Genomic DNA, 26,134 nt, shown 5'->3' with positions numbered 1-26,134 from the left:
AGCGGCCTCCCGGATCTCCGGGGGGCCGCTTTTTACTTGGCGTATCGGGTGATCAGGAAGTCTTCGTCGGCCACGCAGGCCAGCAGGGACGTGTTCCAGGCGCAGGTGCTGGTGCGGGCGCCTTGGAGGGGGCCGAGCTGGACGGGGTCGTCGCCGAGGTGGCGGCCGGCGAGGGCGGGGTCGTCGACGTAGCCGACGAGGGGCTTGCTGAATTCGAGGATGTTGGCGGCGTCGAGGCGTACGGCGTCGGCCTTGGCTGTCCAGATCTGCTTGCCGGACGCGTCGATGAGCGTGGTCTGCGGGGCGGTGGAGCGGGCGAGGACGGCCTCGCCGACGGGGACGAGGGTGTCGGCCTTGGGCACCGGGCGCTCCCACAGCTTTCGGCCTTGTGCCACGTCGAGGGCGACCACGACGGCGTTCTCGTCGCCGTACCCGGTGGATTCGATGGCGCAGACCCGGTCGTCGCCGCACGGGGTGAGGCCGCTCAGCTTGGCGGTGGCGGTGCGGGCCGTGTAGGTGACGTCGGGCTCGCCGAGCTTGTCGAGCTGGTAGGTGACGATGCGGTCGGCGTCCTGGCCTTCGCGGACGATCAGCCGGCCGTGGTGGGCGATGAGCTCGTCGTCGGTGTCGGCGACGCTCTGCCGTTCGGCGGTGACCTCGCCGGTGGCCGCGTCGATGACCCGGACGGAACGGTCGGGGGTGACCTGCACGAGGCGGGGGTCGTCGCCGAGGTCGGCGTCGACGGGGCGGCCGGTGAGGGTGGCGGGGCCGTCGAGGTCGGCGGGGGTGGTGACGGTGTGGACGGCGGTCGCCAGGGTGGATTCGCCGGGGTCGGGCAGGGTCCACTGTTCTTTGCCGTCGCTGAGCCGGACGCCGATGAGGCGGCGGTCCTGCCGGTCGGTGACGATCGCGTGGCCGCCGGCGAAGAAGACGAGGTCGTCGCGGCCCAGGGTGCGCTGCCAGCGCTTGCCGCCCTTGCCGGCGTCGAGGATCAGCAGTTCGCGGGTGCCGTTGTCGGTGTCGGTGTCGCTGAAGAGGGCCACGCCGTCGGGGAGGGCGGTCATCTGGCGCCAGCGGTCGGCGACGCCGGTCTCCTTGTGGCTCCAGGCCGGGGTCTTGTCGTCGCCGTCGACCGCGACGACGCCGAGGTCGCCGGTGTCGTAGTCGGTGGAGGCGAAGTAGACGCGGTCGCCGAGCACGGCCGCGTCGGACCAGGCGGAGCCGATCGGCACGGCGGCCGGGATGTGCCGCGGGTCGCTGAGAGGCTGGTAGTCGAGGGCCGGGTAGCGCGGCCAGAGGGTCCAGGCCAGGGCGGTGCCGGCGGCGAGCGTGACGGCCAGGCCGGCCGCGCCGGCGATGATCCAGGCGCGGCGGCGGCCACGGCGGGGCTGGGCGGCGGGGTCGCTGGGTGGCGGCGCGGGTGGCTGCCAGGGCGCTGCCGGCGAGGGCTCGGGCGGAGCGGACACGTGACCTGCGGCGATCGCGGCGGCCTCGGCCGTGGCCCACGGGTCGACGGGCTCGGGATATTCCGCTTCGCCCTTTTTGTCCGGAACGGAAGGGGAAGGGAGAGGGGGCGGTGAGGAAGGCGGCCCGGAAACGGCGGCATGCGAGGCGGCCGCTGCGTCGCGGTGGGAGGGCGCGCTGGGGTGGGAGGGCGCGCTGGGGTGGGAGGGCGCGCCGGGGTGGGAGGGCGCGCTGGGGTGGGAGGGCGCGCCGGTGTGGGCGGGGGAGACCGGATCGACGGGTGTGCCGGCGGCCTGGGTGTCGGTGATGGGAGGCGGAACGGCGGGGACGGTCGGCGGGGTGGGGGCCGGGGTGGCCGCCGTGGCCACGCCCGGGGCGTAGCGGAGGGCGCCCGCGAGGGTGGCGCCCTCGGCGACCGGGAGCTCGGGCTGTTCCAGGACGGTGGGGGCGATGCCGAGCTCGCTGTGCAGCAGGCGGGCGACGAGCGGCACGCGGGAGGAGCCGCCCACCAGGAACAGGCCGGCGAGGTCGGCGGGGGCCAGTCCGGCGGCGGCGATCACTGTGGCGGCCTCGGTGACGGCGCGGCGCACCAGGGGGTCGGCGGCGGCCTCGAGCTCGTCGCGGGTCAGGTGGACGGCGTGCTCGACGCCGGGGATCGGGACGGGGGCGAAGGAGCCGCGGGACAGCATCTCCTTTGCGCCGCGCACGTCCTCCCAGAACTGGCGGCGGGCGCGCCACTGGGCGAGGGTCGCCGGCTCGGTGAGGGCCTGCCAGGCGGTGGGCTCGGCGGCGCTCAGCGACTTGCCGAGGTGGTCGACGAGGGCCGCGTCGATGTCGAGGCCGCCCAGGTCGTCGGCGCCGCCCGACGCGGTGACCGAGAAGCCGTCGGCGTCGCGGCGGACCACGGCCGTGTCGAGGGTGCCGGCGCCGAAGTCGAAGACGGCCAGCGAAGCGCCCTCGGGCAAGGGGCGGCGCAGGACCTCGGCGAAGTAGCGGGCGGCGGCCACGGGCTCGGGGACCAGGGCGGTCTCGGCGGGCCAGCCGGCTCGGGCGAGGGCCTGGGTGAGCACGGCGCGGCGCTGGGCGCCCCACGACGCCGGGTGGGTGACCACGGCGGGCGGCAGGAAGCCGGCGGTGGCGACGGCCTCGCGGGCCACGGCGCCGAGCAGCGCGGCGAAGAGGCCGTCCACGGGCACTGTCGCGCCGTCGCCGAGCATGACCGTGTCGTCGTCCACGTGGCGTTTGGGGTGGGGCTCCAGGCGGCCGGGGTCGGCGTGGCCGAGGCGCAGGGCGTCGGCGCCGACGTGGAGGCGGCCGGTGGGGTCGAGGAACACCGCCGAGGGCAGCAGCGGGCGGCCGTCGAAGAGCAGCGGGCGGGTGCGCCCGTCGGGCCGGCGGAGCATCGCCACCGTGTGCGACGTGCCGAGATCGACACCGAGCACGAAGCCGTCGGTCATGCGCGTCATGCTACGACCTGGGTACGACGCGTCCCGCCACCTATGGTGGTCGCCATGCGTATCGAGCGGATCGAGGAGGCCGGCGCGGTGCACGCCGCCGCGGGGCTCTTCGACGCGCCGCCGTTGCCCGGGGTGACCGAGCGGTTCCTCGCCTCGCCGGGGCATCACCTGCTGGTGGCGTACGACGACGCCGGCGTGCCGATCGGGATGATCTCGGGGGTCGAGATGACCCATCCCGACAAGGGCACCGAGATGTTCATCTACGAGCTGGGTGTGAGCGAGGGCTCGCGCCGTCACGGAGTGGCCACCCGTCTGGTCGAAGAGCTGGCGGCCGTGGCGCGGCGCACCGGCTGCTACGGCATGTGGGTCGGCACGGAGCCGGGCAACGACGCGGCCCTCGCCACGTACCGCCGGGCCGGCGCTTCCGAGGAGGCGCCGTTCACGCTGCTCAACTGGGACCTGATAGACGGAGTGCGCGAATGACGAGTCCGACCCGCCAGTTCCTGGCGCCGATGCGGGCGCGCTCGGCCGACGAGCCGCACCGCGTCGCGACGCCGCTGGAGCTCTTCTTCGACCTGTGTTTCGTGGTGGCGGTCGCCCAGGCGGCCCTGCCGCTGCACCACAGCATCTCCGAGCACCACGTCGGGCACGGGCTGTACGGCTACCTGACCGTGTTCTTCGCGATCTGGTGGGCGTGGATGAACTTCACCTGGTTCGCCTCGGCCTACGACACCGACGACGACGTCTACCGGATCACCACGCTGGTGCAGATCGGCGGCGCGCTGGTGCTGGCCGCCGGCGTCGAGGCGGCGTTCGAGCGCACCGACTTCCTGGTCATCACGATCGGCTACGTCATCATGCGGCTGGCCCTGGTGTCGCAGTGGCTGCGCGCCGCGCGCTCCGACGCGCCGCGGCGCCTGACCGCGTACCGGTATGCGATCGGGGTGACCGCCGTGCAGGTGCTCTGGCTGCTGCGGCTGCTGATCCCGCACGACTCGCCGTGGATCACGCCGGCCTTCGTGGCGCTGGCGCTGCTGGAGCTGGCCGTGCCGGTCTGGGCGGAAGCCGCGCCGGGCGGGCCGACCACGTACCACCCGCATCACATCACCGAGCGGTACGGCCTGTTCACCATCATCGTGCTGGGTGAGGCGGTGCTGTCGGCGACGGTCGCCTTCCAGAGCGCCTTCGACGAGGGCGAGCACGAGGCGGAGCTGATCAGCCTGGCGGTGTCGGCGATCGTGGTGGTCTTCGCGCTGTGGTGGCTCTACTTCGACCGGTCGGCGCACCACCTGATCACCCGGTTGCGCACGTCGCTGATGTGGGGTTACGGCCACTACTTCATCTTCGCGGCGGCGGCCGCGGTGGGCGCCGGTATCGGGGTCAACGTCGACTACGTGACGCACCACGCGGAGATCTCGGGGCGGCCGGCCGCGTACGCGATCGCCGTGCCCGTCGCCGTCTATTTGTTCTTCGTGTGGCTGCTGCACATCCGGCCGCACCAGAGCGGCCCGTTGCTGCTGGTCTATCCGGCCTTCGTGGTCCTGTGCCTGCTCACTCCGCTCGTGCCGGGGCCGGTCGAGGTCCTGGCGGTGCTGCTGGTCGTGCTGGTCGCGATCACCATGACGCTGGGCCGGCGGGTGCCGGACCGGATCGGCTGAGCCCGCGCAGCACGATGTCGAGGCCGCCCGCGAACTCGTCCTCGGGCGAGACGTGCCGGGCGGCCCGCGCGGTGTCGCGCATCATCGGGAAGTCGGTCTGCGCCGCGATGGTCTCGGTGCCGGTGCCGCCGAGCGCGCCGAGATGCTCCTGGAGCAGGGCTCCGTTGAGGTAGCCGACGAGGCCGCGCAGCGCGATCACCCGGTCGGTCCCGGTGAAGCCGGCGGCGTCGAGGACCGTTGTCACCGCTTCGGCCCAGCGCAGCAGGGGGCGGCTGCGCTGCCGGTTGGCGATCAGCAGCGGCACCGCCTGCTGATGGGTGCCGATCTGATCCCGTACGCGCAGAACGAGGATTTTGATCTGGTCTGTCCACTGCGGAGCGGGTGGCAGTGACGTGTCCAGGTCGCGCAGGCACCAGTCGGCCACGAGCAGTTCGAGCTCGGAGCGGTCGGCGACGTAGCGGTAGAGCGCCATGGTGCTCATGCCGAGCTCGGCGGCGACGGCGCGCATGGTGAGGCCGGCCAGGCCGTCGCGGTCGATGACCGCCAGCGCGGCCTCGGCGAGGCGGTCGGGGTGCAGGGATCGAGGGCGGGGCACGGGTTGACAGCGTACGCCATACGCCTACATCCTTGAGCGTACGTTGTACGCCTACGAGGGAGTGCCATGCGTGAGCTGATCGCCGCCGACGGCGCGGTGGTGCCGGTCCCCGACCCCGAGCGCCTCGTCCACCTGCAGTTCCGGCGGTTCGCCGGATGCCCGATCTGCAATCTGCACCTCCAGTCGATCGTCCGGCGGCATGCCGAGATCGAGGCGGCCGGCATCCGCGAGGTCGTCGTCTTCCATTCGCCGGCGGAGGAGCTGCGGGAGTACGACCTGCCGTTCGCCGTCATCCCCGATCCGCAGAAGAGGCTCTACATCGAGTACGGGGTGCAGGCGTCGCCGCGGGCGCTGGCGCACCCGCGCGCGTGGTGGCCGCTGGTCCGGTCGCTGGCCCGCGGGACGGTGATGATCGTGCGGGGACGGGAGGCCGCGCCGGCCGGCACGCAACCGCACGGGCGGCTCGGGCTGCCGGCGGATTTCCTGATCGCGCCGGACGGGCGGACCGTGGCGAGCAAGTTCGGCAAGCACGCGTACGACCAATGGTCCGTCGACGATCTCCTCGCGAGGTCGGGCAATTGGCTTCGCATGGGCGGATATCGATAAGGCGCGCGCGAGCGCATTCTGCGTTTTCGCCGGTAACCTGCCGGAAATGGTCCGGCTTCCATGCGTAGTTTTGAATGTCACGGCCTAGTCACGACGTCATAGACCGTAGTGACTTCTATTCAGATCGATCGGAAGATTCCGGGAGATGCGCGCAGTGAACCCCCGCTGAGCGCCTTCCTTCCGGAGGACCCGTACGTGAGACAACAATCCACTTGGGGCCGTCGAACGTTCATCTCGGTGCTGGCGGCCGGCCTGGCCACCGGCGCGGCGACGATGACCGGATCGCTCCCGGCCGCGGCCGAGCCCGGCTCGGGCAGTTCGCCCGCCGCACAGCAGAAGGCATCCGACACCCCCAAGGAGTCGCCGGCCGACACCCTCGGCTCGCACGACGCCGAGTTGCTCGCCCAGGCCGTGGCGGCCAAGAAGAAGAACGTCACCGTCATCATCGCGGCCGAGGACGGCAAGTCCGCCGACGTCGCCGCGAAGATCGAGGGGCTGGGCGGCGTCGTCGCGCGGCGCTTCGACCAGATCGGCTACGTGCTTGCCTCGGTACCGACCGGTCAGGTCGTCGCCGCCGCGAAGCTCGCCGGCATCCAGGCCGTCGACCTCGACGAGACCATCAAGCTGCCCGAGACCGACCTGTCCGGCACGCAGTCGTCGAAGCCGGCCGCGCCGCTCGCCCCGCCCGGCCCGTCGACGCCCGCCGCCAACCCGTACCTGCCGACCGACGAGACCGGCTCGGTGGACTTCAAGAAGAAGAACCCGAAATACGACGGCCGCGGCATCACGATCGGCATCATGGACTCCGGCGTGGACCTCGCCCACCCGGCCCTCCAGAAGACCACCACCGGCGAGCGCAAGATCGTCGACTGGGTCACCGCGACCGACCCGCTGCTCGAGGGCGACGGCTCGTGGCGCGCCATGCTGACCTCGGTCACCGGTCCGTCGTTCACGTACGCGGACGCGACCTGGAAGGCCCCGGCCGGCGCCTACCTCATCAACCGCTTCAGCGAGTCGATCACGGCCGGCAGCGACCCGGCGGGTGACGTCAACCGCGACGGCGACACCACCGACAGGTGGGGCATCCTCTACGACCCGGTGAGCCACGACATCCGGGTCGACGTCAACCAGAACCTCGACTTCACCGACGACGCCGTGATGCGGCCGTACCAGGAGAAGTACGACGTCGGCTACTTCGGCAAGGACAACCCGGCCACCGAGGTGGCCGAGCGCATGCCGTTCGTCGTCGAGTACCGCGAGGACGTCGACATCGAGCCGGCCGGCTACCCGGAGGGCACCGTCGCCGACTTCGTCAACATCGGCATCCCGGAGAGCCTGCACGCCTCGCACGTCGCCGGCATCGCCGCGGGCAACGACCTGCTCGGCAACGCCAACTTCGACGGCCAGGCGCCCGGTGCGAAGATCGTCTCGTCCCGGGCCTGCTCGTGGGGCGGTGGCTGCACCGCGGCCGCGCTGACCACCGGCATGAGCGACCTGGTGATCAACCGGCACGTCGACGTGATCAACATGTCGATCGGCGGCCTGCCCGCGCTGAACGACGGCAACAACGCGCGCGCCGACCTCTACAACGACCTGATCCGCAAGTACGGCGTGCAGATGTTCATCTCGGCCGGCAACAGCGGCCCGGGCGTCAACACGATCGGCGACCCGTCCGTGGCCTCCGACGTGGTCAGCGTGGCGGCCAGCATCACCAAGGAGACCTGGCTCGCCAACTACGGCGCGGTCACCCGCAAGGACCAGCAGCTGATCCCGTTCTCGTCGCGCGGTCCGCGTGAGGACGGCGGCTTCAAGCCGAACATCGCCGCGCCCGGCTCGGCCGTCTCGCTGAGCCCGACGTGGGAGGTCGTGCCCGGCCTGGCCACCGTGCCGTACACGCTGCCGGTCGGCTACTCGATGCAGAACGGCACGTCGATGGCCTCCCCGCAGGCCGCCGGTGGCGCCGCGCTGCTGCTCTCGGCCGCCAAGCAGAACGGCTTCAAGGTCTCCCCCGCGTCGCTGCGCCGCGCGATCTACTCGACCGCCGACGCGATCCCGGGCGAGCAGGTCAACGAGCAGGGCTACGGCCAGCTCGACGTGCCCAGCGCGTGGAGCCTGCTGAAGAAGAAGTCGCCGACGCGCGACTACACGTCGTCGGCGCCGGTCTGCACGCCGCTCGACGACCTGCTGGCCACCGACGGCCAGGGCGTCGGCATCTACAACCGGTGCGCGGCCTCCGCGGGCGGCTTCAAGGCCGGCCAGACCAAGGTCGTCACGATCAAGCTCACCCGGACGTCGGGCCCGAGCTACCCGGTGCTGCACAAGCTGACCTGGAAGGGCGACCGCGCCAACTTCCTCACGTCGCCGCTGGTCGTGCTGCCGCTGAAGAAGACCGTCTCGGTGCCGGTCGTGGTGCGCGCCAACAGCGGCGTGACGAGCGGCCTGCTCGAGGTCGACGACCCGACCACCCCGGTGATCGACTTCGAGGTGCTGAACACGGTGGTCACCGGCGTCGAGTCGCCGAAGCCCGCCTACAGCAACACGTTCAAGGGCGCTGTCGACCGCAGCTCGACGACCTCGTTCTACGTCAACGTGCCGGTCGGCACCAAGGCGCTGCAGGTCGACCTGTCCGGCATCGCCGCCGGCTCGCAGGTCCGCTGGATCGGCGTCAACCCGTACGGCGTGCCGGTGGAGGACACCGCGTCGACGGCCTGCTACACCAACTACAGCGACGAGGCGGCCTGCAAGCCGAGCGAGCGGGCGTACGAGAACCCGATCCCCGGCATCTGGGAGCTCGAGGTCGAGTCGCGGCGCACCAGCCCGCTGCTCAGCAACCCGTTCACGCTGACCGCCAAGGTGCAGGGCGTGACGGTCGCGCCCGAGACCACGACGCTGACGAACGTGGCGATCGGCGCGGCCAACCCGGTCACCTGGACGGTGACCAACAACTTCGGCCCGGTGACGGTCACGCCGCAGGGCGGCCCGCTCGGCAGCGCCAACCGGCAGCGGCCGACGATCGCCGACGGCGAGAGCCAGGAGTACACGTTCACGCTGCCGGCCGGCTCGGCGTCGCTGAACGTGTCGATCGGCAACCCGGCCGACGCGGCCGCCGACCTCGACCTGAGCCTCTACCGGGGTGACACCCTGGTCGGGCAGGACGCGGACGGCGACTCGGAGGAGTCGATCTCGCTGGCGAACCCGCCGGCGGGTGACTACACGGTCGTGGTGGACGGCTACTCGGTGCCCGCGGGCACGACGGCCTACGACTACCTCGACGTCTACTACAGCACCGCGCTCGGCACGATCACCGCGCCGGCCACGGCGGTCACCCTGGCCAACGGGGCGAGCACGACCGTGACCGGCTCGGTGACGGTGGCCTCGACGCCGCCGGCGGACCGGGAGCTCTTCGGTGACCTGGCCATCGTGACGGACGAGGGCGCGGTCGTCGGCCGTGCCAAGGTCGTCGTCGCCTCCGTCGCCGGATAACGACAGGCAGCAAACAGGCCCGCCTCCCGTGTTCGGGGGGCGGGCCTGTTTGCTGTCCGGGCCTACTTGTACTGCGTGTCGACGCCGGCGACCGGGCGACCGTTCGGCGAGAACGGGCGGTGCTCGTCGATGGGCTCCTCGTGCAGGCGCGGGTCCTCCGGGGCGGCCATCGGCTGCGGCTGCTGCGCGGGGGCCTTGGTGTGGCTCTTCGCCGGGTTCTTGGTCTGGCTCTTGGTGGCGCCGAAGCCGGGCGCGGCGGTCGCGGCCGGGATGATGGCCATGCCGCCGGCGGGCAGGCCGCTGGTGTCCGCGTCGTCCGGGCCGGTGCCGTCCGGCAGGAGGCCGCCGGCGACGGCCTGGCGGGCGACCGGGCGGGTGGCCGGGCGGGCGAGCTGCTGACCCGGCACGGCCGCCTGCTGGCCGTCCGGCATGAGCAGGCCGCCGATCAGCGGCAGGTTGCCGGAGTCGCCGACCAGCGGCAGGTTGCGCAGCGGCAGCTGCCGCAGCGGGAGCTCCTGCAGCGGCAGGTTCTGCAGGGGCAGATCCTGCACGGGCAGGTCCTGCAGTGGGCGGTCGAGCGGGCGGCCGTCGCGGGTCCGCTGGAGCGTGCCGCCCACGACGTCGGCGGCGGGCAGCTTCGGCTTCGGCTCGTTGACCGCGTTGCCGGGCAGCATCGGGTTGAGGTCGGGGGTGCCCTGCGGCGCCTTGAACTGCACGACCGGGTTCTGGGCGATCGGGCTGTCGTTCAGCGAGCTGTAGCGCAGCGGATTGTCCACATTGACCCCGTTGCTCTGCCCGAGCAGGTCGGCGAGCCGCTGGTCGAGCTGCTGCTCGGCGGTGTCCGTGCCCGCACCGGGCAGGAGATCGGCCTGAGCGGGGGCGGCCCCGAACAGGAAGATCCCTCCGGCGAGCACCGCTCCGGCGACGATCGATTTGCGCACTGAACTTCTCCCTTTGGCGACTGGGGGATGCTAGCCATTAGCCCTAAATCGGACGAAAGGCGTCGGAAGGGGCAACGAGCGGCCCCAGCAACCGGTTCCGGCTGACTACGATCGCGGCGTGGCGACGGATCAAGCTCGTGAAGTGGCGCGACGGTCTCTCATGTCGAGGTTGCGCGAGCGTGCGGGCGACGCCCGGCCCCATCTCGTGGTCTGCGGATCGGACGCTCTGGTCTACACGCTGGCCGAGGAGCTCGCCCGATCCGGACACCGTGTCCGTCTCACCTTGATCACTCCGCCGGAGCTGAAGCCGCTCGTGCCCGACCTGGGCGCCCTGCGCGCCCGCGGCGTCCGGGTGATCACCGCGACCCGGCTGGACGAGCAGACCTTCCGTGACGCCGGGCTCGCCGGGGCCGACGCCCTGGCGCTGGTCATGCCCGACGACATGGTCAACCTGCACGCGGCCCTGTGCGCCCGCGCGGTCGAGGGCGATCTGCGGCTCGTGATCCGCATGTTCACCACCAATCTGGCGTACGGGGTGAGGCGGCTCTTCGCCGACTGCGCCGTGCTGTCCGACGCCGCGATGGCCGCGCCCGCCTTCGTGGCCGCGGCGCTGGGCGAGGTCGCACCCACCCACTTCCGGTACGCGGCCCGCACGCTGAACGTCTCGAAGCGCGCCGACGTGCCGGCCGACGCGATCGTCACCACGCTGGCCACATCGGACGGCAACGGCAAGACGACCGTGCTGCCGCCGGCCGGCGAGCCCCAGCCGGCCGACCTCGTGCTGGCCGAGGCGGGCCGGCGGCCCGCGGCCCAGACGGTGGCCGCCCGGCGGCTGGCGCGCGCGGGCCGGCGCCGGCGGCCGTGGCTGTCCGTCGGCCGGGCGATCCGGGTGGGGCTGAGCCGCAAGCTCGGCATCGCCGTGCTGGTCGCGCTCGGTCTCACCGTGGTCTCCGGCGCCTTGCTGACGCACTTCACCGGCGTGCAGGGCTTCTGGCGGTCGATCTACGTCACGCTGCTGACGATGGTCGGCTCGTCCGATGTGGAGGCCGACAACGCGCCGCGCGCGCAGGCGGCCCAGCTCGTGCTGACGCTGGCCGGGGTGGCGCTGCTGCCGCTGGTCACCGCCGCGGTGGTCGACGGCGTGGTCAAGACCCGGCTGGCGCTCGACCGCGGCGAGATCCTCAAGGTCTACACGGGCCATATCGTGCTGGTCGGGCTCGGCAACGTCGGCACCAGGGTGCTGCGCCAGCTCACCGACCTGGGCCTCGATGTGGTGGCGATCGACCGCAACCCGGAGGCGCGCGGCGTCAAGGTCGCCGAGGACCTCGGCGTGCCGGTGATCGTCGGGGACGCGGCGCAGGAGGAGACGCTGCGCTCGGCGTCGATCGCGAACTGCCAGGCGCTGGTGGTGGTCTCCACCGACGACGCGGTCAACCTCCAGGCGGCCCTGCACGCGCGGCAGGCGCGCGACGGCATCCGGGTGGTGCTGCGGCTGTTCGACGACGACTTCGCGCGGCGGGTGCAGGACGCGTTCAACATCGACATCTCGCGCAGCGTCTCGCGGCTCTGCGCGCCGGCGTTCGCGGCCGCGATGCTGGAGCGCGAGGTGCTCGCCACGATCCCGGTCGAGCGGCACGCGCTGCTGGTGGCCGCGGTGCGGGTGACGCCGGGCTCGGCGCTGGACGGCGCGCCGCTGGAGAGCGCCGACCGCCCCGAGAGCGTCCGCGTGATCGGCCTGACGACCGCCGGTGCGGAGTGGGTGGACTGGTCGCCGGACGGCCGGCGGGTGCTGGCACCGGACGACGAGATCGTGGTGGTGGCCCGCCGGGCCGGGCTGCGGGTCCTGCTGGACCAGGCGGCCCGGCCGATCGAGAGCTCAGACGCCGGTGGGCAGTGAGCCGACCTCGACGCCGAGGACGGCCTGCTCGTCGGGCTTCTTGGCGAGAATGTCCTTGAGGTAGGACTGCACGGCCGCGGCCATGCCCACGTCGCGCCCGGCCTGCTCGGAGAGCAGCCACTTGTGCTGGATGACCTGGGTGAAGATCTCCTGCGGCTCCAGCTTGCGGCGCAGGCCGGGCGGCACGGCCCGGACTACCGGCTCGAAGACCTCGGTGAGCCACCGGTGCGCGGCCTGCTGCTCGTCGGTGAGCAGGCTCTCGGCGCGGTAGGTGTCGAGGTCGTTGAGGAGCTGCCGGGCCTGGTTCTCCTCGGCGTCGAGGCCGGTCAGGCGCAGCAGGCGGCGGGTGTGGTAACCGGCGTCGACGACCTTGGGGCGCACCCGGTATCCACCGTCCGTGGTGGACATGGCGACCTCGGCGACGTCGAAGCCCAGCTCGTTGAGCCGGCGGATGCGGCCCTCGATGTCGTGCCGGGCGTCGTCGCGGGGCACCTTCTGCTCGTAGGTGACCTCGTGCCACAGGCGCTCGTAGCGGGCCACGATGTCGTCGACCACCGCCTCGGGGTCGATCGACTCGTGCAGCAGCTCGGCGGCCTGGAGGTCGAGCAGCTCGCCGAAGATGTTGAGCCGCAGGATCTCGATGTCCTCGCTGCGCTGACCCTCGGAGAGCTTGGGGTAGAGGTTGCCGGTCTCGGCGTCGACCAGGTAGGCCGCGAAGGCGCCCGCGTCGCGCCGGAACAGCGTGTTGGACAGCGAGCAGTCGCCCCACGAGAAGCCGGTGAGGTGCATCCGCACGACCAGCGCGGCGAGCGCGTCGAGCAGGCGGTTGAGCGTGTTCGGGCGCAGCACGTGCGAGAACAGGGCGCGGTACGGCAGCGAGAACTGGAGGTGGCGGGTGATCAGCACGGTCTCGAGCGGCTCGCCGTGCGGGTCCTCGCGGTCGGTGACGATGGCGACCGCCTCGACGGCGGGGAAGTCGATGCGCTCGAGGGCGCGCAGCAGGTCGTACTCCTTTTCGGCGATCCGCTCGCGGGTCTCCTTCAACGCGTAGACCACGTCGTTGAGCTTCACGAATCGCACGACGTGACGGGAGATGCCCTGGGGGAGGGCGACCAGGTGATCGGCCGGCCACTCCTCCAGCGGGATGTGCCACGGCAGTTCCAGCAAAGCCGGGTCGACGACGGCGGAGGTGATGCGCACCGACCCAGTGTGCACGGTCTCCCCGGCGTGTCGCTGCCGCAGGTGGCTCGTTGCACACATGCGAGAACGCCTGATTAGTACATATGTCCCTGATATGACGTGAATGGCGGGTTGACACGAATGCGACGTAAGGCAGGCATAGCGATCGCGGCCTGCGCTGCCCTGGCGCTGACCGGCACGGCCGGAGCCACCGCGTGGAAGGCCGCCGGCGACGAAGGACGACCCGTCGGCGTGTGGCAGAAGGCCGACCCGGTGACGCGTACGCCTGTCGCAGCGAACCAGCAGCCCCAGAACGACCAGCTGCCCCAGCAGCAGCAGGCACCGGGCGCGAGCCTGCCCGGCGTGGTGGCACCGGAGAAGGGCACGGCGGCATCGCCCGCGGCGCCGTCCGCCGGGGAGTCCACGCCGCCGCTGCTCGATCAGGAGGGCCGGCACGAGTCGGTAACCGCGGCGAAGGACGGCGGCCGCCAGCGCGTCGGCGAGCTGATCACCGTCCGCAAGCTGCTCGGCTACCTCGGCGGCAAGCCGCGCAAGGAGACGTTCCGCTACCCCGGCGCCTCCTATGTGAAGCTGCACTTCGCCCGGATCCAGATGCTGCCCGGCGACTACGTGACCGTGTCGAACGCGGACGGCACCGAGTCCTACCGCTACGACGCGCCGGAGCTGAGCGACCGCGACACCGGCCGCTGGGCGATGTCGGTAACCGGGGACACCGCCGTGCTGGAGATGCACCGCGGCCCCGCCGATCCGCTGCGGCTCAACGACCTGCTGGGCACGCTCGGCGTCGACGTCGACCGGGTCGCGCGCGGCTTCAGCCGCTCCGAGCAGCAGAAGCGGCCCGAGGAGCAGCTGACCGCGCCGGGGCGTACCGGCCGGGAGGAGTCGGTGTGCGGCAGCGACACCTCCGCCGACGCGGTCTGCTACCGCTCGTCCGACCCGGTCGCGTACACGAAGTCGAAGGCCATCGCCCGGCTGCTGATCAACGGCACCGAGCTGTGCACGGGCTGGCGGATCGGCACGCAGAACCGCATGCTCACCAACAACCACTGTTTCACCAGCACGTCCGAGGCGTACGAGACCGAGGTGTGGTTCAACTACCAATGCGCGCGGTGCGGCGGCTACGAGGTCTACAAGCCGACGAAGGTGTGGGGCTCGAAGGTCCTCGCCACCGACCGGGTGTACGACTACACGCTGTTCTCGGTGTCGAACTTTGCGGCGGTGCAGAAGTTCGGCCACCTCACCCTGGACACGGCGAGGCCCGCCCGCAACCAGGAGCTGTACGTGCCGCAGCACCCGGCCGGCGAGCCCACCCGCATCGCCGGGTCGCTGGGCGAGCAGGCCGGCAACTGCTCGGTGACCAACCCGGCCTACGACGGCTATGCGGCCCAGTCGGACGTGGCCTACTTCTGCGACACCGAGGGCGGATCGTCCGGTTCGCCGGTGCTGTCCCGCAAGACGGACAAGGTGGTGGCCCTGCACCACTTCGGCGGCTGCCCCAACTCCGGGGTCCGCGGCGACCTGCTGGCCGCGAAGTTGCGCGCGTACCTCTAACTTTGAGGGCGTGCCTCGTACCCCCAAGAGCTGGTGGCCCGACGTCGCGTCTCTGGCGGCGTTCGTCGCGATCACCGTTGCCCTGATCAACGGTCACCTGCTGTCGCTCGACCAGCGGGTGGCCGACTGGGCGTTCGCGCACCAGCCCGATCCGGTCTACTGGACCGCCCGCGTGCTCAACTACTTCGGGCAGGGCGGGCAGGTGCTGATGCCGGTCGCGCTGATCTTGACCGGGGTGCTGGTGTGGCGCAGCCGGTCGGTGCGGGCGGCGCTGCCGTTCGTGGCGGGCTTCGTGCTGACGTACGTGACGATCGGGCCCCTCAAGATCTGGGCCGATCGGGCGGCGCCGCGGTTCGACGGGCCGGACAAGACGGTCATGTTCAATCCGTACGCGTCGGGCGCCGAGGCGATGAGCTACCCGTCGGGGCACCTGGGCAACTCGCTGGTCTGGTACGCGGTGCTGGCGATCCTGATCGCGGCGCTGCTGCGGCGGCCGCTGTCGGCGCGCGAGACCGTGCTGATCCGGGTGGTGCCCGTGGCGATCGTCTTCTGCACGACGGTGTACACGGGATTCCACTGGCTGACCGACTCGGTGGCCGGGCTGCTGCTGGGCGTGGTGCTGGCGCGGCTGGTCGAGCGGATCCCGTGGGACTCGGTGCCGCTGCCGCGCCTGCGGGGCTGGGAGCGGCCGCTACACCCAGGCGCCCCGGCGCATGACGCGCTGCACCGTTAGGTCGGGGCTCAGCACGACGAGGTCCGCGCTGAGGCCGGCCTCCAGGGCGCCGGTCCGGTCGGCGAGGCCGAGGACCCGGGCGGGCGTGGTCGAGGCCATCGCGACGGCGTCCGGCAGGGGTATGCCGGCGGCGACGGTGTTGCGCAGCGCCACGTCCATGGTCAGCGTGCTGCCGGCGATCGAGTCGTTGCGGGCCAGCCGCGCCACCCCGTCGGCGACGATGACCTGCTGGCCGCCGAGGTCGTAGGTGCCGTCCGCCATGCCGGTCGCGTCGATCGCGTCGGTGATCAGGGCGGCCTTGTCGGGGCCGGCGGTGTGCGCGGCGAAGGCGAGCATGCCGGGGTGCAGGTGGATGTTGTCGGCGATCAGCTCGCAGACCACCGGCGACGAGAGCAGGCCGATCACCGGCCCGGGCTCGCGGTGGTGCGGCGGGCGCATGCCGTTGAACAGGTGGGTGCCGACGGCGGCGCCGGCCTCGACCCCGGCCCGGGCCTGCTCGTACGTGGCGTCGGTGTGCCCCACCGCCGCGGCGACGCCGTTGTCCCGCAGGAACGCGATGGCCTCCAGGGCGCCCGGCAACTCGGGGGCGATCGTCACCATCCGTACGGCATCGGTCTTGATCAGTTCTTGCAGCTCGTCGATCGACGGGTCGCGCAGGAAGTCCGGGTTCTGCGCGCCGCAGCGCACTCCCGAGAGGTAGGGGCCCTCGTAGTGCACGCCGGCGAGGACGCCCTCCTCGACGAGCGGCAGGTAGGCCGCTGTCGCCTCGCGCATCAGCTCGAACGGGGAGCTGACCAGGCTGGCCAGCAGCGTCGTGGTGCCGTGGCGCAGGTGGAACTCGGCGGCCCCGCGCGCGGAGAGCGCGTCGCCGGTGGTGAAGGTGTGCCCGCCGCCGCCGTGGCAGTGCAGGTCGACGAAGCCGGGCACGATCACGTCGTCGCCGGCTCCCGGCGCGTGGACGACCTCGAGGATCGTGGGGCCGTCGACCTCCACGTACCCCTCGACGACGGCGCCGGGACGGACGATGCGGCCGCCGATGCGGGTCACGTGGTCTCCAGGTGGTCCAGGGCCAGCAGGGCCGCGCCGAGGCAGCCGGCCTCGTCGCCGAGCTCGGCGCGAACGATCTCGGGGGTGCGGTGAAAGGTGACGCGGTCGGCGAAGGCCGTGCGCAGGGGGCCGAGCAGCGCCTCGCCGGCCTCGGCCAGCCCGCCGCCGAGCACGAGCACGTCGACGTCGTACAGGGCCTGGGCAATGATCAGGCCGTCGGCCAGCACGTCGACGGCCTCCTGCCAGACGGTGCGGGCCAGCTCCTCGGTCTCCAGGCGGGTGACGACGTCGTAGGCGGTGGCGCCCGGCTCGCCGGACAGCTCCGCGTAGCGCCGGCCGATGGCCCGGGCCGACGTGTACGCCTCGAGGCAGCCCGCCTGCCCGCACGGGCAGGCGGTGCCGCCGGGGCGCAGCACGATGTGGCCGAGCTCGCCGGCGGCGCCGTGCGCGCCCGAGTAGCCGGCGCCGCCGACGACCAGGGCGGCCGCGATGCCGGTGCCGATCGCGACGAAGAGCACGTGCCCGCGGCCGCGGCCGGCGCCGAGCCGCGCCTCCGCGATGCCTCCGACGCGCACGTCATGGCCCAGCGCGGCGGGAAAGCCGAGCCGGGCCTCCAGACGGGCGCGCACCGGCACGTCGCGGAAGCCGACGTTGGACGACCAGACCGCGACGCCGTTCGCCTCGTCGACCACGCCGGGGACGGCGACGCCGGCCGCGATCGGCGTCAGGCCGTCGGCGCGCGCCTTGGCGGCCAGGCCGTCGGCGACGTCGGTGATGTTGTCGAGGACCGCTGCGGGTCCGCGGTCGGCCAGGGTGGGATGGCGCTCGCTGTGCCGCACCGTGCCGTCCGTGCCGACCAGCGCACACTTCATGCCCGTGCCGCCCACGTCGAGGGCGACGACCACCTCCGTCATTTGAGGACGACGGAACGGGTGAGGTTGCGGGGGTGGTCGGGGTCGAGGCCCTGGCTGGTGGCGAGGAGCACGGCGACGCGCTGCGCGACGACCAGGTCGGCCATCGGGTCGAGCGGGGCGCGGCCGCCGCACCAGCTGCCCAGCGCCGCGTAGCCGCCGTGGTGGCGGCTGTGCACGAAGGAGGCGCCGGTGGCCTCGACGTCGTCGGCCAGGCCGGCCGGGATCTCGCCGAACGCCCAGACGACCCGGCGCGGGGCGGCGATCGCGATCGGGCCGTGCCGGTAGTCCATCGCCGGGTAGGCCTCGGCCCAGTAGCCGGCGGCCTCGCGGCACTTCAGGGCGGCCTCCTCGGCCAGGCCGATGGTCCAGCCGCGGCCCAGGAAGGTGATCTGCTCGGCGAGGGCCGGGTGCACCGGCAGCGGCAGGCGGATCGCCACCTCGGCGTCGGCGGCCAGCGACTCGATGTCCTCGCCGAGGTGGCCGCGGAGCAGCGCGAGGGCGCTGGTGGCGAAGCGGGTCTGCACGACGGACTTCTCGTCGGCGAAGTCGAGCACGATCGCCTTTTCCGCGGCCGCGGCGGCGGGCTGACCGCCGTCTGCCGTGATCACGGTGGTGTTCCTTGTTTCCTTGATCAAGTCGAGCACTTCGGTGGTCGTGCCCGAGCGGGTGATCGCGACAATCCGGTCGTATGTGCGGCCCTGGGGGAACTCGGAAGCCTGGAACGCGTCGGTCTCGCCCTGGCCGGCCCGCTCGCGCAGGGAGGCGTACGCCTTGGCCATGAACCACGACGTGCCGCAGCCGACGACGGCGACGCGCTCGCCCGGCTGGGGCAGCCCCGGGGAGCCGGCCAGCTCGGCGGCCTTGCGCCAGCATTCGGGCTGGCTGGCGATCTCCACCTTGACGTAGCTCATGGGGTCACCCTTCACACCGTGCGTCGCTGCGCATAAGCGCTCGGTTTCCGGCACTTTCGAGCGTCATTCTGCGCGGAAGGCGGCGGGAGATGCAACCATTGTTTAGCCGACCGCGCAGCGCCGGGGTTTGCTTCCCGGGCTTTCGCTCACTAATGTGCACACTCTTATCATGGAACGCTCATCGGGGAGTCTCGGTGGACCGGTACGCGCGGTGGAATGCCCTGCTCGAGGTACTCGCGGAGAGTGGCCGGGTCAGCGTGGAGGAGGCGGCTGACCGCCTGGACGTCTCCCAGGCCACCATCCGCCGCGACTTCGACCAGCTCGCCCAGCAACAGATGATCACGCGGACGCGGGGCGGCGCGGTCGCCAACGGCGTGTCGTACGACCTGCCGCTGCGCTACAAGAGCGCCAAGCACTCGGCGGAGAAGCAGCGCATCGGCGAGGCCGCGGCCCGGCTCGTCGCGCCCGGCACGGTCGTCGGCCTCAACGGCGGCACCACGATGACCGAGGTGGCGCGCGCCCTGGCCGTACGGCCCGACCTGAACGCGGTCGGCGAGGGCGCCCAGCTCACCGTGGTCACCAACGCGCTGAACATCGCGAACGAGCTGCTCGTCCGCTCCCGCATGAAGATCGTGGTGGCCGGCGGCGTGGTCCGCCCGCAGTCCTTCGAGCTGGTCGGCCCGCTCGGCGGCGCGCTGCTCAAGGAGGTCACCCTCGACGTCGTGCTGCTGGGCGTCGACGCGCTCGACGTGGAGCTGGGCGCGGCCGCCCACCACGAGGGCGAGGCGGCCATGAACAGCCTGATGGTCGCCCGCGCCAAACGCGTCGTGGTGATCGCCGACTCGTCGAAGCTGGGCGGGCACGCCTTCGCCCGCATCTGCCCGATCAGCAAGGTGGAAACCCTGGTCACGGACTCCGGCGCCCCCGCCGAGACCGTCGCGGCCCTGCGCGACGCCGGCGTCCACGTGATCTGCGCTTAGAGCTGGTTCTGAATGGCCTCGACCAGCGTCTCGTCCTCGGGCGTGACGCCGGGCGCGAACCGGCCGACGACCTCGCCGTCCCGAGAGATCAGGAACTTCTCGAAGTTCCACTGCACGTCGGTGCTGCCGTCCTCGTGCGCGACCGCCGAGGTCAGCGCCGCGTAGAGCGGATGCTGCCCGGCGCCCTTGACGACGATCTTGGAGAACATCGGGAACTCCACGCTGAACGTGCTCCGGCAGAACTCGGCGATCTCCTCGTCGGTGCCCGGCTCCTGCCGGCCGAAGTCGTCGGCGGGGAAGCCGAGCACGCTGAAGCCGCGGTCGCGGTAGCGCTCGTGCAGCTTCTCGAGACCGTCGTACTGGGGAGTGAGGCCACACCGGGAGGCCACGTTCACCACGAGCAGCACCTGCCCACCGAACGCGCCGAGCGTGGTCTCGTCACCGCTGATCGTCCGCAGCGGGATGTCCTGAATCGCCGTCATGCCCGACAGTCTTCCTCAGCCCGGGGTCATGCGATGGCGGGGACCGTGCTCAGCAGCCACGCGAGTGGCTGCGCCCCGTCCGGATCCAGTTCGTACTCCCCGGTCTCGGCGTTGAGAGAGTGGCGGTGCACGGTCGTGACGCCGTCGCGCTCGACGATCCAGTAACGGGGGATGCCGGCCTTGGCGTATTCGGTCTTCTTGATGACCCGGTCGACGATCTCGGAACCCCTGGACACCACCTCGACGGCCAGCAGCAGGCCCGCCGTGCCGGCGTAGCTCGACCGCGCCGGCCGTGGTGGCCGGCCCTTGGCCCACACGGACAGGTCCGGTTGGTGCCCGCCGCCGCCCACGTCGATACCGCAGTCCGTGACGACCTGTTCCGCGCCGTATCCGTTGGTCACCAGCCAGACAAGATCCGTGAAACCAGCAACGCGTGTTCGGGATCGGCGCGGGGCACGACCGACAACAACTCCCTGCGTCGGCATCCCGGCACCACGGCCTCGGCGCTCATCATGCCTCCCTCAGCAGCGTGCGCTTCCCACCCGGTCGTACAGACCCAAAGTACCGGGCGAGGCCGACCCGGGAGGCCACGGTGCCGCCCAAGGGTGCGGTGGCCTGGTCGGGGCGGCACCCCAGCGAGATGCCTGCCTTGAGTTCGGCGCAAGGGCGGCGGTAGAACTCCGGCATGACGAGCGAAGAGCAAATGATCCCGGACGTCGGCGAACTGCTCGACGGGCTCGTCGACCGGGAGATCCAGACGGTCACCGGCGCCGTCAACCGGATCACCGTGGTGCGGCCGCCGAACGTCATGGTTGCCACCGCCAAGTCGCCGGACGGGCGGCCCGTCCCGATCGCCTGGGTCGAGGAGGCCCTGCGCCGGCTGGTGGCCGACGGCGAGGTGCCGATCGAGCCCTCCGAGATCGGCTACCGCAGTGCCTTCATCGGCGCTGTCCTCAAGACTCTGCCCGGCGCCGTTGTCGAGGGCGGCAGACCTCCCGTCATCCGGTTGAGCGGACCGGCCGGCGGCCGTGTGGCCACGCCGTACCGGCCGCAGGACGAGAATGTCGAGGTGGCCGCCCCCGCGCCGGCCGTGGCCGCCGATCCCGACAGCTTCGGCAACGGGCTTCGGGCGCACCACAGGCTGCAGAACGAGCTCGCGCGGCTCGTCGTGGCCAACGGGCTGGAGCCGCTCTCGCCCTCGCCGGACGGGCCGCACTACGACCTGGCCTGGAAGACCGATGCCGGCAGCATCACCGTCGTCGAGGTCAAGAGCGCCACCGAGGCCGGCGAGGTCCGGCAGCTGCGCATGGGGCTCGGCCAGGTGCTGGATTACGCCAGCGTGCTCCAGCGCCGCGGCTTCGCGGTCCGTTCCGTCCTCCACATCGAACGGGAACCGGCCGGCGCCGAGCGGTGGCTCGAGATCACCGGAAACGCCGGCGTCCTGCTCACCTGGCCCGGCGCTGAGGAGCGGCTCGGCCTCATCGGTTGACCTTCGAGCTGGTCGAACGCACATCATCGGCGGCGTTCGACGGAGAGGGGACCGGTCATGGATCTCGGCAATCGGGTGCTCGAGTTGTGTCAGGACGGGATGCGGGCGGAGGCCGAGGGGCGGCCGGCCGACGCGCGGGCGCTGTTCGAGCGGGCGTGGACGGCGCGGACCGACGACTACGACGCCTGTGTGGCCGCGCACTACCTGGCCCGGCAGCAGGACGACCCGGCCGAGATCCTGCGGTGGAACACCGAGGCTTTGCGGCACGCCGACGCCGTCGGTGACGAACGGGTGGCCGCCTTCTACCCTTCCCTGCACGTGAGCGTGGCGATGGCCCACCAGCGCCTCGCCCGCGCAGCCTACGAGCGGGCGGCTCGGCACCTCGCGGAGTTGCCGGCCGGGGAGTACGGAGATCAGTTGCGCGAGGCGATCGACGAGGGGCTTCGTCTCTGATCATCATCGATATTGCCTTCGGGTCCTAGCCTCGCTGTAGCGACGTTCGACGACCGCCGATACGGGGTGAAGGCAGGCGATGAACGATGGACGGCACCGGATTCCACGTGGAGCTCGAGGCCCTGGAGTCGGCCTCGGCAGGCATCAGGCAGAGCGTGGCCGATCAGCGCGGATCCGCTCTGGAAGATCTTGATCGGGCGGCCGGCGCGTACGGGCACGCGGGGCTGCACCGGGCGATTGAGAACTTCTGTGACCGCTGGAACGAGGGCCTCGACATCCTGACCGGGGATGCCGAGGCGATCGGCACGATCCTCAGCGATGCGGCCAAGGCTTATCGCGCGGCGGACGCTGCCTCACAAGGGCGGCTGACCACCGACCCGGCCGAGGCGATCGTCGATGACTGAGCTAGGCCAGACACGTGACCCCCTCGCTCTGGTGCCGGGCGATCCGGCGGCTGTCGAGGGCAACGTCCAGGCGCTGCGGAGCCGGTCGGCGAACGCGGAGAAGGCCGGCGACGGCCTGGTCGACATCGACACCGGAGCCTGGACGGGTGTGGCAGCCGACGCGTTCCGGGACAAGTTCAGCTACGAGCCCAACAAGTGGTACGAGGCTTCGAACTCGCTCGCCACTGCTGCCGACGGCCTGGCCAGCTTTGCGGGCACGCTGCGGTGGGCGCAGGGGCAGGCGGCCGAGGCGATCCGGCTGTGGGACGAGGGCGAGGCCGCCTCGGCGCGGGCGCGGCAGGCGTACGACCAGCAGGTCGCGCAGGCCGCGCCGGGTCAGAGCGTCGCGCCCTTCGTGGACAGCGGCGAGGCCGGTCGGCAGGCAGCCCGGGACACCCTGGAGAACGCACGCGCGCAGGTCACCCGGGGCGGCGACTCGGCGGCGCGATTCCTCGATCAGGAAGCGGAGGCCGCGCCTGAGGAGTCGAGCTGGCTGGACGCGGTGGGCGACTTCGCGCTGGACGTCGGCGCGGACGTCGTCAACGGCCTGGCCTCGTTCGGCAATGCGATGATCCAGCACCCGGGCGAGACCGCCGCTTTGGCGGGCGGGCTCCTGCTCACAGCTGTCAGCGCGGGTGGGGAGGGCTTGGGTTTCGCGCTCGACGCCACCGGAGTGGGCGCCGTCGCAGGCGTACCGCTGAATGTCGTCTCTGCCGCCGGCATCACGACCGGGGTGGCCATCACGGGCGCTGCCACGACCTCTCTCATGCAGCATGCCGCCGGCGAGGACGCCGTCTCGCCGATGAGCGGCAGTCAACCTTCGCGACCGGCGCCCACCAAGACGGATCGGATGAAGGAGCATCTGACGGATCGCGATCTCGACGCGGCCCGGCGCGAACTCAACGGCGAGGTCGTCGCCCGCAAGCCGTCGGGACAGCCGTGGGACCACGTCGACGAGGTACGCAATGCACAGCGTGGCCTCACCCGCCGGATCGACCAGCTCAAGCGGCTGCTCGGAGACTCACGGACGACCGAGGCGGAACGCGCGGCGTATCAGAGCGAGTTGTCCGAAGCCAGTCGGCTGCTCGATCATTCGGAGCAGTTCGTACCTCGTATCTAGGAGACAGACGTGCAGCAGTCGCTGGAGGAGATCGAGGGGAACGCCTGGGGCGACCCACCCCCGGGCGCGTCTCGGCTTGTTGTGACGGTTCATGCGCTTCGGCGGCGGCCGGTCGGGGAGCTCGGCGTCGAAGGGCTGCGGGTGCTGATCGGGCAGCGGGAAGGGCTCGCGACCCTGGTGCCGCTGGCGTTGGGCGAGCTGGAGCGGGATCCGCTCGCCGAGGGCGACTTCTATCCGGGTGATCTGCTGGCGGCGGTGGTGCGGGTTCCGGAGAGCTACTGGCGCGAGCACCGGGATCAGGCGGTGCGGCTGCGGGCGGTCACCGAATCGGTGGATCTCGGGGAGCTTGACGAGGGCACGAGGGGGGACATCGCGGCGTTCCGTGGCTGCGAATATTGACGGCTGTGCCTAGAGTCTCGCGGGTGACTGCCGTATTGGAGATCGTGGGGCTGCGCAAGACCTATCGCAGCCGCAAGGGGACGCGGAAGGCGCTCGACGGGTTCGACATGACCGTCGACGCGGGGCAGGTGCATGGCTTTCTCGGGCCGAACGGCTCGGGCAAGACGACCACGTTGCGGACGCTCCTCGGGCTGATCAAGCCCAACGGCGGGCGGATGGCGATCTTCGGCAAGGAGGTGCCGCGGCATCTGGCGGAGACCGCCGGGCTGGTCGGGGCGATCGTGGAGAGCCCGCAGTTCTTCGGCAACTTCAGCGCTCAGGACACGTTGTCCTTGCTTGCCGACGCGGGCAACGTGCGCAGGCAGCGGGTCACCGAGGTGCTGGAGCTGGTGGGCCTGCGGGACCGGGGCAAGGAGCGCGTCAAGACGTACTCGCTCGGCATGAAGCAGCGGCTCGCGGTGGCCTCGGCGCTGCTCAAGGAGCCGAAGCTGCTGATCCTCGACGAGCCGGCGAACGGCCTCGACCCGGGCGGTATCCGCGAGATGCGGTCGCTGATGCGCAACCTGGCCGCGTCGGGCATGACTGTCGTGCTCTCCAGTCACATCCTCGGCGAGATCCAGCTGATCTGCGACGAGGTCACGATCATCGCGGCCGGGCGGCGGGTGGCGTCGGGGTCGGTGGCGTCCGTGCTGGCCACTGCCGGTGGCGGCAAGGTGAGGGTGCGGCTGGAGCCCGGCGTCGACACGCGCGGCGCCGTCGAGCTGCTGCGGGCCAACGGCGCGCAGGTCACCGTCGAGCCCGATCATTTCACGGTCGGCAACGCCGGCAACCCGGCGCAGATCACCCGGATCCTCGCCGAGCGGCAGATCTACGTCAGCGAGCTGAGCCCCGTCTCGGCCGACCTGGAGAGCGTCTTCCTGGAGCTCACCGGCACCGCGCCGGTCGAGGGCCAGAACCGCCAGGTCGACCAGACCGCGGCCGTCGGAGGGTGGGGACAGTGAGCCTCTACAGGGCCGAGACGCGGCGGCTGTTCAAGCGCCGGTTCACCAAGCTCTTCCTGCTGGGCGCCGTGGTCGTGCTGGCGGCCGTGGCGGTGTCCACTTTCCTCACCAACGAGTCGGTCGGCCCCGAGCAGATCGCCGCCGCGAAGGCCGAGGCGCAGGCCCAGTTCGAGCGGGACACCCAGCAGGTGGAGAAGGACCGGGCGAGCTGCGAGGCGGCGAAGGGCACCGCGCAGGCGAACCAGTGGCCGCCGGACTGCGCGCAGCTGACCGCGCCGCGCCTGGAGAACTACGACTACGAGTGGTACATGCCGCCGACCTTCATCTTCCGGGAGAGCTTCCCGGACATGGCAACCACGCTGGCGGCGCTGCTGGCGCTGGCGGCGTTCATCATCGGCGCTTCGTTCGTGGGTGCCGAGTGGAACAGCGGCGGCATGATGAACCTGCTGCTGTGGCGGCCGCAGCGGCTGAGGGTGCTGGGCACGAAGCTGCTCACCCTGCTGCTCACGTTCACCGCGATCACCGTCGTGCTGTCGGCGCTCTGGACCGGCGCGTTCTATCTGCTGGCCGAGGCCCGCGGCAGCACCGACAGCATGACCCCGGGAGCCTGGCAGTCGATCGGGCTGATGGAGCTGCGCGGGCTGGCGCTGGTGCTGGTGGCGGGCGCGGTCGGGTTCGGGCTGGCCTCGCTGGGCCGGCACACGGCGATGGCGCTGGGCGTGACGGTCGGCGCGCTGATCGTGTTCCAGTTCGGGCTGGGCGCGGTGCTCCAACTGGCCAAGGTGCAGTTCGTGGACGCGTTCCTCATCCCGGCGTGGCTCATCGCCTGGATGGACAAGGAGATCACGCTGGAGGACTACAACTCGTGCGACTTCTCCTCGGTGAACGGCTGTCAGCCGGAGACCTTGACGCTGACCTGGACGATGGCGGGCAGCCTGCTGGCCGGTCTCTTCGTCGTCGTGGTCGGCGCCGCGATGTGGACGATGCGTAGCCGAGACATCACGTGACGTAAGAGCATATGCTGACGCCATGTCCGAGCAGCAGCCGCCCATCCCGGCGCCCCGCGAGCCGGACAAGTCCGAGCTGTCGGACCGGGAGCGCGAGATCCTGGCCTTCGAGGCCCGCTGGTGGAAGCACGCGGGCTCCAAGGAGCAGGCGATCCGCGACACCTTCGAGCTCTCCTCGACGCGTTATTACCAGATCCTCAACGCGCTGCTGGACAACCCGGCGGCCCTCGAGCACGATCCCGTGCTCGTCGGCCGCCTCCGGCGCCTGCGTTCCACCCGCGCGCGGACGCGCCGGCGCTGACC

Annotated in this window: 24 protein-coding genes and 1 pseudogene; 16 read left to right on the top strand and 9 right to left on the bottom strand. The window is 71.7% G+C overall.

The window, feature by feature from the left end:
- Positions 1–32: 32 nt before the first annotated feature.
- Positions 33–2,921 carry an Hsp70 family protein gene (locus tag Ade02nite_RS33320; protein ID WP_203772536.1) on the bottom strand — a complete coding sequence of 963 codons (2,889 nt, stop codon included), beginning with the start codon at positions 2,919–2,921 and terminating at the stop codon, positions 33–35.
- Positions 2,922–2,975: 54 nt separating this feature from the next.
- On the opposite strand from Ade02nite_RS33320, the gene Ade02nite_RS33315 reads away from it, so the two are divergent.
- Together Ade02nite_RS33315 and Ade02nite_RS33310 are read left to right on the top strand one after the other, a co-directional pair.
- Entirely contained in the window at positions 2,976–3,404 is a 429-nt protein-coding gene (locus Ade02nite_RS33315; protein WP_203772534.1) for a GNAT family N-acetyltransferase, read from the top strand.
- Positions 3,401–4,579: a low temperature requirement protein A gene (locus tag Ade02nite_RS33310; RefSeq protein ID WP_203772532.1), complete on the top strand. Its 1,179-nt coding sequence runs from the start codon at positions 3,401–3,403 to the stop codon at positions 4,577–4,579. Before Ade02nite_RS33315 ends, Ade02nite_RS33310 begins: the two co-directional genes overlap by 4 nt.
- Here Ade02nite_RS33310 and Ade02nite_RS33305 read toward each other — a convergent pair.
- Positions 4,536–5,174, bottom strand: a complete 639-nt coding sequence (locus Ade02nite_RS33305; RefSeq protein ID WP_203772530.1) for a TetR/AcrR family transcriptional regulator — start codon at positions 5,172–5,174, stop codon at positions 4,536–4,538. The two genes, Ade02nite_RS33310 and Ade02nite_RS33305, sit on opposite strands and share 44 nt — an antisense overlap.
- A 66-nt stretch (positions 5,175–5,240) precedes the next feature.
- Between Ade02nite_RS33305 and Ade02nite_RS33300 the strand changes: the two genes are divergently transcribed.
- Both Ade02nite_RS33300 and Ade02nite_RS33295 read left to right on the top strand, forming a co-directional pair.
- Positions 5,241–5,780: a peroxiredoxin-like family protein gene (locus Ade02nite_RS33300; protein WP_203772528.1), complete on the top strand. Its 540-nt coding sequence runs from the start codon at positions 5,241–5,243 to the stop codon at positions 5,778–5,780.
- Positions 5,781–5,975: 195 nt separating this feature from the next.
- On the top strand, positions 5,976–9,263 hold the full coding sequence (locus tag Ade02nite_RS33295) for a S8 family serine peptidase (RefSeq protein WP_438871006.1): 3,288 nt from the start codon (positions 5,976–5,978) through the stop codon (positions 9,261–9,263).
- Between the two features lie 62 nt (positions 9,264–9,325).
- Here the strand turns inward: Ade02nite_RS33295 and Ade02nite_RS33290 are convergent, their stop codons facing one another.
- Positions 9,326–10,204: a hypothetical protein gene (locus Ade02nite_RS33290; RefSeq protein WP_203772526.1), complete on the bottom strand. Its 879-nt coding sequence runs from the start codon at positions 10,202–10,204 to the stop codon at positions 9,326–9,328.
- Between the two features lie 160 nt (positions 10,205–10,364).
- Here Ade02nite_RS33290 and Ade02nite_RS33285 point away from each other — a divergent pair, with 160 nt between their 5' ends.
- Positions 10,365–12,101: a potassium channel family protein gene (locus Ade02nite_RS33285; protein WP_203772524.1), complete on the top strand. Its 1,737-nt coding sequence runs from the start codon at positions 10,365–10,367 to the stop codon at positions 12,099–12,101.
- Here Ade02nite_RS33285 and Ade02nite_RS33280 read toward each other — a convergent pair.
- Complete coding sequence (locus Ade02nite_RS33280) at positions 12,081–13,361, bottom strand: DUF4032 domain-containing protein (RefSeq protein ID WP_203772522.1); 1,281 nt, start codon at positions 13,359–13,361, stop codon at positions 12,081–12,083. The two genes, Ade02nite_RS33285 and Ade02nite_RS33280, sit on opposite strands and share 21 nt — an antisense overlap.
- 60 nt (positions 13,362–13,421) lie before the next feature.
- Between Ade02nite_RS33280 and Ade02nite_RS33275 the strand changes: the two genes are divergently transcribed.
- Positions 13,422–14,852 carry a trypsin-like serine peptidase gene (locus Ade02nite_RS33275; RefSeq protein ID WP_203772520.1) on the top strand — a complete coding sequence of 477 codons (1,431 nt, stop codon included), beginning with the start codon at positions 13,422–13,424 and terminating at the stop codon, positions 14,850–14,852.
- A 10-nt stretch (positions 14,853–14,862) separates the two neighbouring features.
- Positions 14,863–15,585, top strand: coding sequence for a phosphatase PAP2 family protein (locus tag Ade02nite_RS33270; protein ID WP_203772518.1), 723 nt, complete (start codon positions 14,863–14,865; stop codon positions 15,583–15,585).
- Here Ade02nite_RS33270 and nagA read toward each other — a convergent pair.
- The 3 genes from nagA to Ade02nite_RS33255 are packed head-to-tail and all read right to left on the bottom strand — an operon-like array spanning position 15,544 to position 18,457.
- Positions 15,544–16,632, bottom strand: coding sequence for an N-acetylglucosamine-6-phosphate deacetylase (gene nagA / locus Ade02nite_RS33265; RefSeq protein ID WP_203772516.1), 1,089 nt, complete (start codon positions 16,630–16,632; stop codon positions 15,544–15,546). The genes Ade02nite_RS33270 and nagA overlap by 42 nt on opposite strands.
- Entirely contained in the window at positions 16,629–17,546 is a 918-nt protein-coding gene (locus tag Ade02nite_RS33260) for an ROK family protein (RefSeq protein WP_203772514.1), read from the bottom strand. The genes nagA and Ade02nite_RS33260 overlap by 4 nt, the downstream gene beginning before the upstream one ends.
- Positions 17,543–18,457 (bottom strand): SIS domain-containing protein, encoded by a 915-nt coding sequence (locus Ade02nite_RS33255; RefSeq protein ID WP_203772512.1) that lies wholly within the window; start codon positions 18,455–18,457, stop codon positions 17,543–17,545. Before Ade02nite_RS33255 ends, Ade02nite_RS33260 begins: the two co-directional genes overlap by 4 nt.
- Before the next feature lie 194 nt (positions 18,458–18,651).
- Between Ade02nite_RS33255 and Ade02nite_RS33250 the strand changes: the two genes are divergently transcribed.
- Positions 18,652–19,437, top strand: coding sequence for a DeoR/GlpR family DNA-binding transcription regulator (locus Ade02nite_RS33250; RefSeq protein WP_203772510.1), 786 nt, complete (start codon positions 18,652–18,654; stop codon positions 19,435–19,437).
- Here Ade02nite_RS33250 and Ade02nite_RS33245 read toward each other — a convergent pair.
- Both Ade02nite_RS33245 and Ade02nite_RS33240 read right to left on the bottom strand, forming a co-directional pair.
- On the bottom strand, positions 19,434–19,919 hold the full coding sequence (locus tag Ade02nite_RS33245) for a glutathione peroxidase (RefSeq protein ID WP_203772508.1): 486 nt from the start codon (positions 19,917–19,919) through the stop codon (positions 19,434–19,436). The two genes, Ade02nite_RS33250 and Ade02nite_RS33245, sit on opposite strands and share 4 nt — an antisense overlap.
- Before the next feature lie 26 nt (positions 19,920–19,945).
- The gene (locus Ade02nite_RS33240; protein ID WP_203772506.1) at positions 19,946–20,320 is read right to left on the bottom strand and encodes a Uma2 family endonuclease; all 375 of its coding nucleotides are present in this window, start codon (positions 20,318–20,320) and stop codon (positions 19,946–19,948) included.
- Positions 20,321–20,604: 284 nt separating this feature from the next.
- Between Ade02nite_RS33240 and Ade02nite_RS33235 the strand changes: the two genes are divergently transcribed.
- The 8 genes and pseudogenes from Ade02nite_RS33235 to Ade02nite_RS33200 all read left to right on the top strand — a co-directional run.
- Entirely contained in the window at positions 20,605–21,408 is an 804-nt protein-coding gene (locus Ade02nite_RS33235; protein WP_203772504.1) for a hypothetical protein, read from the top strand.
- A 57-nt stretch (positions 21,409–21,465) separates the two neighbouring features.
- Complete coding sequence (locus Ade02nite_RS33230; protein ID WP_203772502.1) at positions 21,466–21,861, top strand: hypothetical protein; 396 nt, start codon at positions 21,466–21,468, stop codon at positions 21,859–21,861.
- A gap of 86 nt (positions 21,862–21,947) precedes the next feature.
- A complete protein-coding gene (locus Ade02nite_RS33225) occupies positions 21,948–22,265 on the top strand; it encodes a hypothetical protein (protein ID WP_203772500.1) in 318 nt (105 codons plus the stop codon).
- 31 nt (positions 22,266–22,296) lie between these two features.
- Positions 22,297–23,424, top strand: coding sequence for a putative T7SS-secreted protein (locus tag Ade02nite_RS33220; RefSeq protein WP_239169238.1), 1,128 nt, complete (start codon positions 22,297–22,299; stop codon positions 23,422–23,424).
- A gap of 9 nt (positions 23,425–23,433) precedes the next feature.
- Positions 23,434–23,823 carry a contact-dependent growth inhibition system immunity protein gene (locus Ade02nite_RS33215; protein WP_203772496.1) on the top strand — a complete coding sequence of 130 codons (390 nt, stop codon included), beginning with the start codon at positions 23,434–23,436 and terminating at the stop codon, positions 23,821–23,823.
- Positions 23,824–23,846: 23 nt separating this feature from the next.
- The gene (locus Ade02nite_RS33210) at positions 23,847–24,824 is read left to right on the top strand and encodes an ATP-binding cassette domain-containing protein (protein ID WP_203772494.1); all 978 of its coding nucleotides are present in this window, start codon (positions 23,847–23,849) and stop codon (positions 24,822–24,824) included.
- Positions 24,821–25,831, top strand: a complete 1,011-nt coding sequence (locus Ade02nite_RS33205) for an ABC transporter permease subunit (RefSeq protein ID WP_203772492.1) — start codon at positions 24,821–24,823, stop codon at positions 25,829–25,831. The genes Ade02nite_RS33210 and Ade02nite_RS33205 overlap by 4 nt, the downstream gene beginning before the upstream one ends.
- Positions 25,832–25,907: 76 nt before the next feature.
- Positions 25,908–26,132, top strand: a pseudogene (locus Ade02nite_RS33200) (DUF3263 domain-containing protein); the annotation flags it as partial.
- Positions 26,133–26,134 lie beyond the last annotated feature (2 nt).

This window comes from Paractinoplanes deccanensis (genome assembly GCF_016862115.1).
GTDB classification, from domain to species: Bacteria; Actinomycetota; Actinomycetes; order Mycobacteriales; family Micromonosporaceae; genus Actinoplanes; species Actinoplanes deccanensis.
The sequence above is the reverse complement of the archived record's forward strand: the minus strand, read 5'-3'. Positions and strand labels throughout refer to the sequence as shown.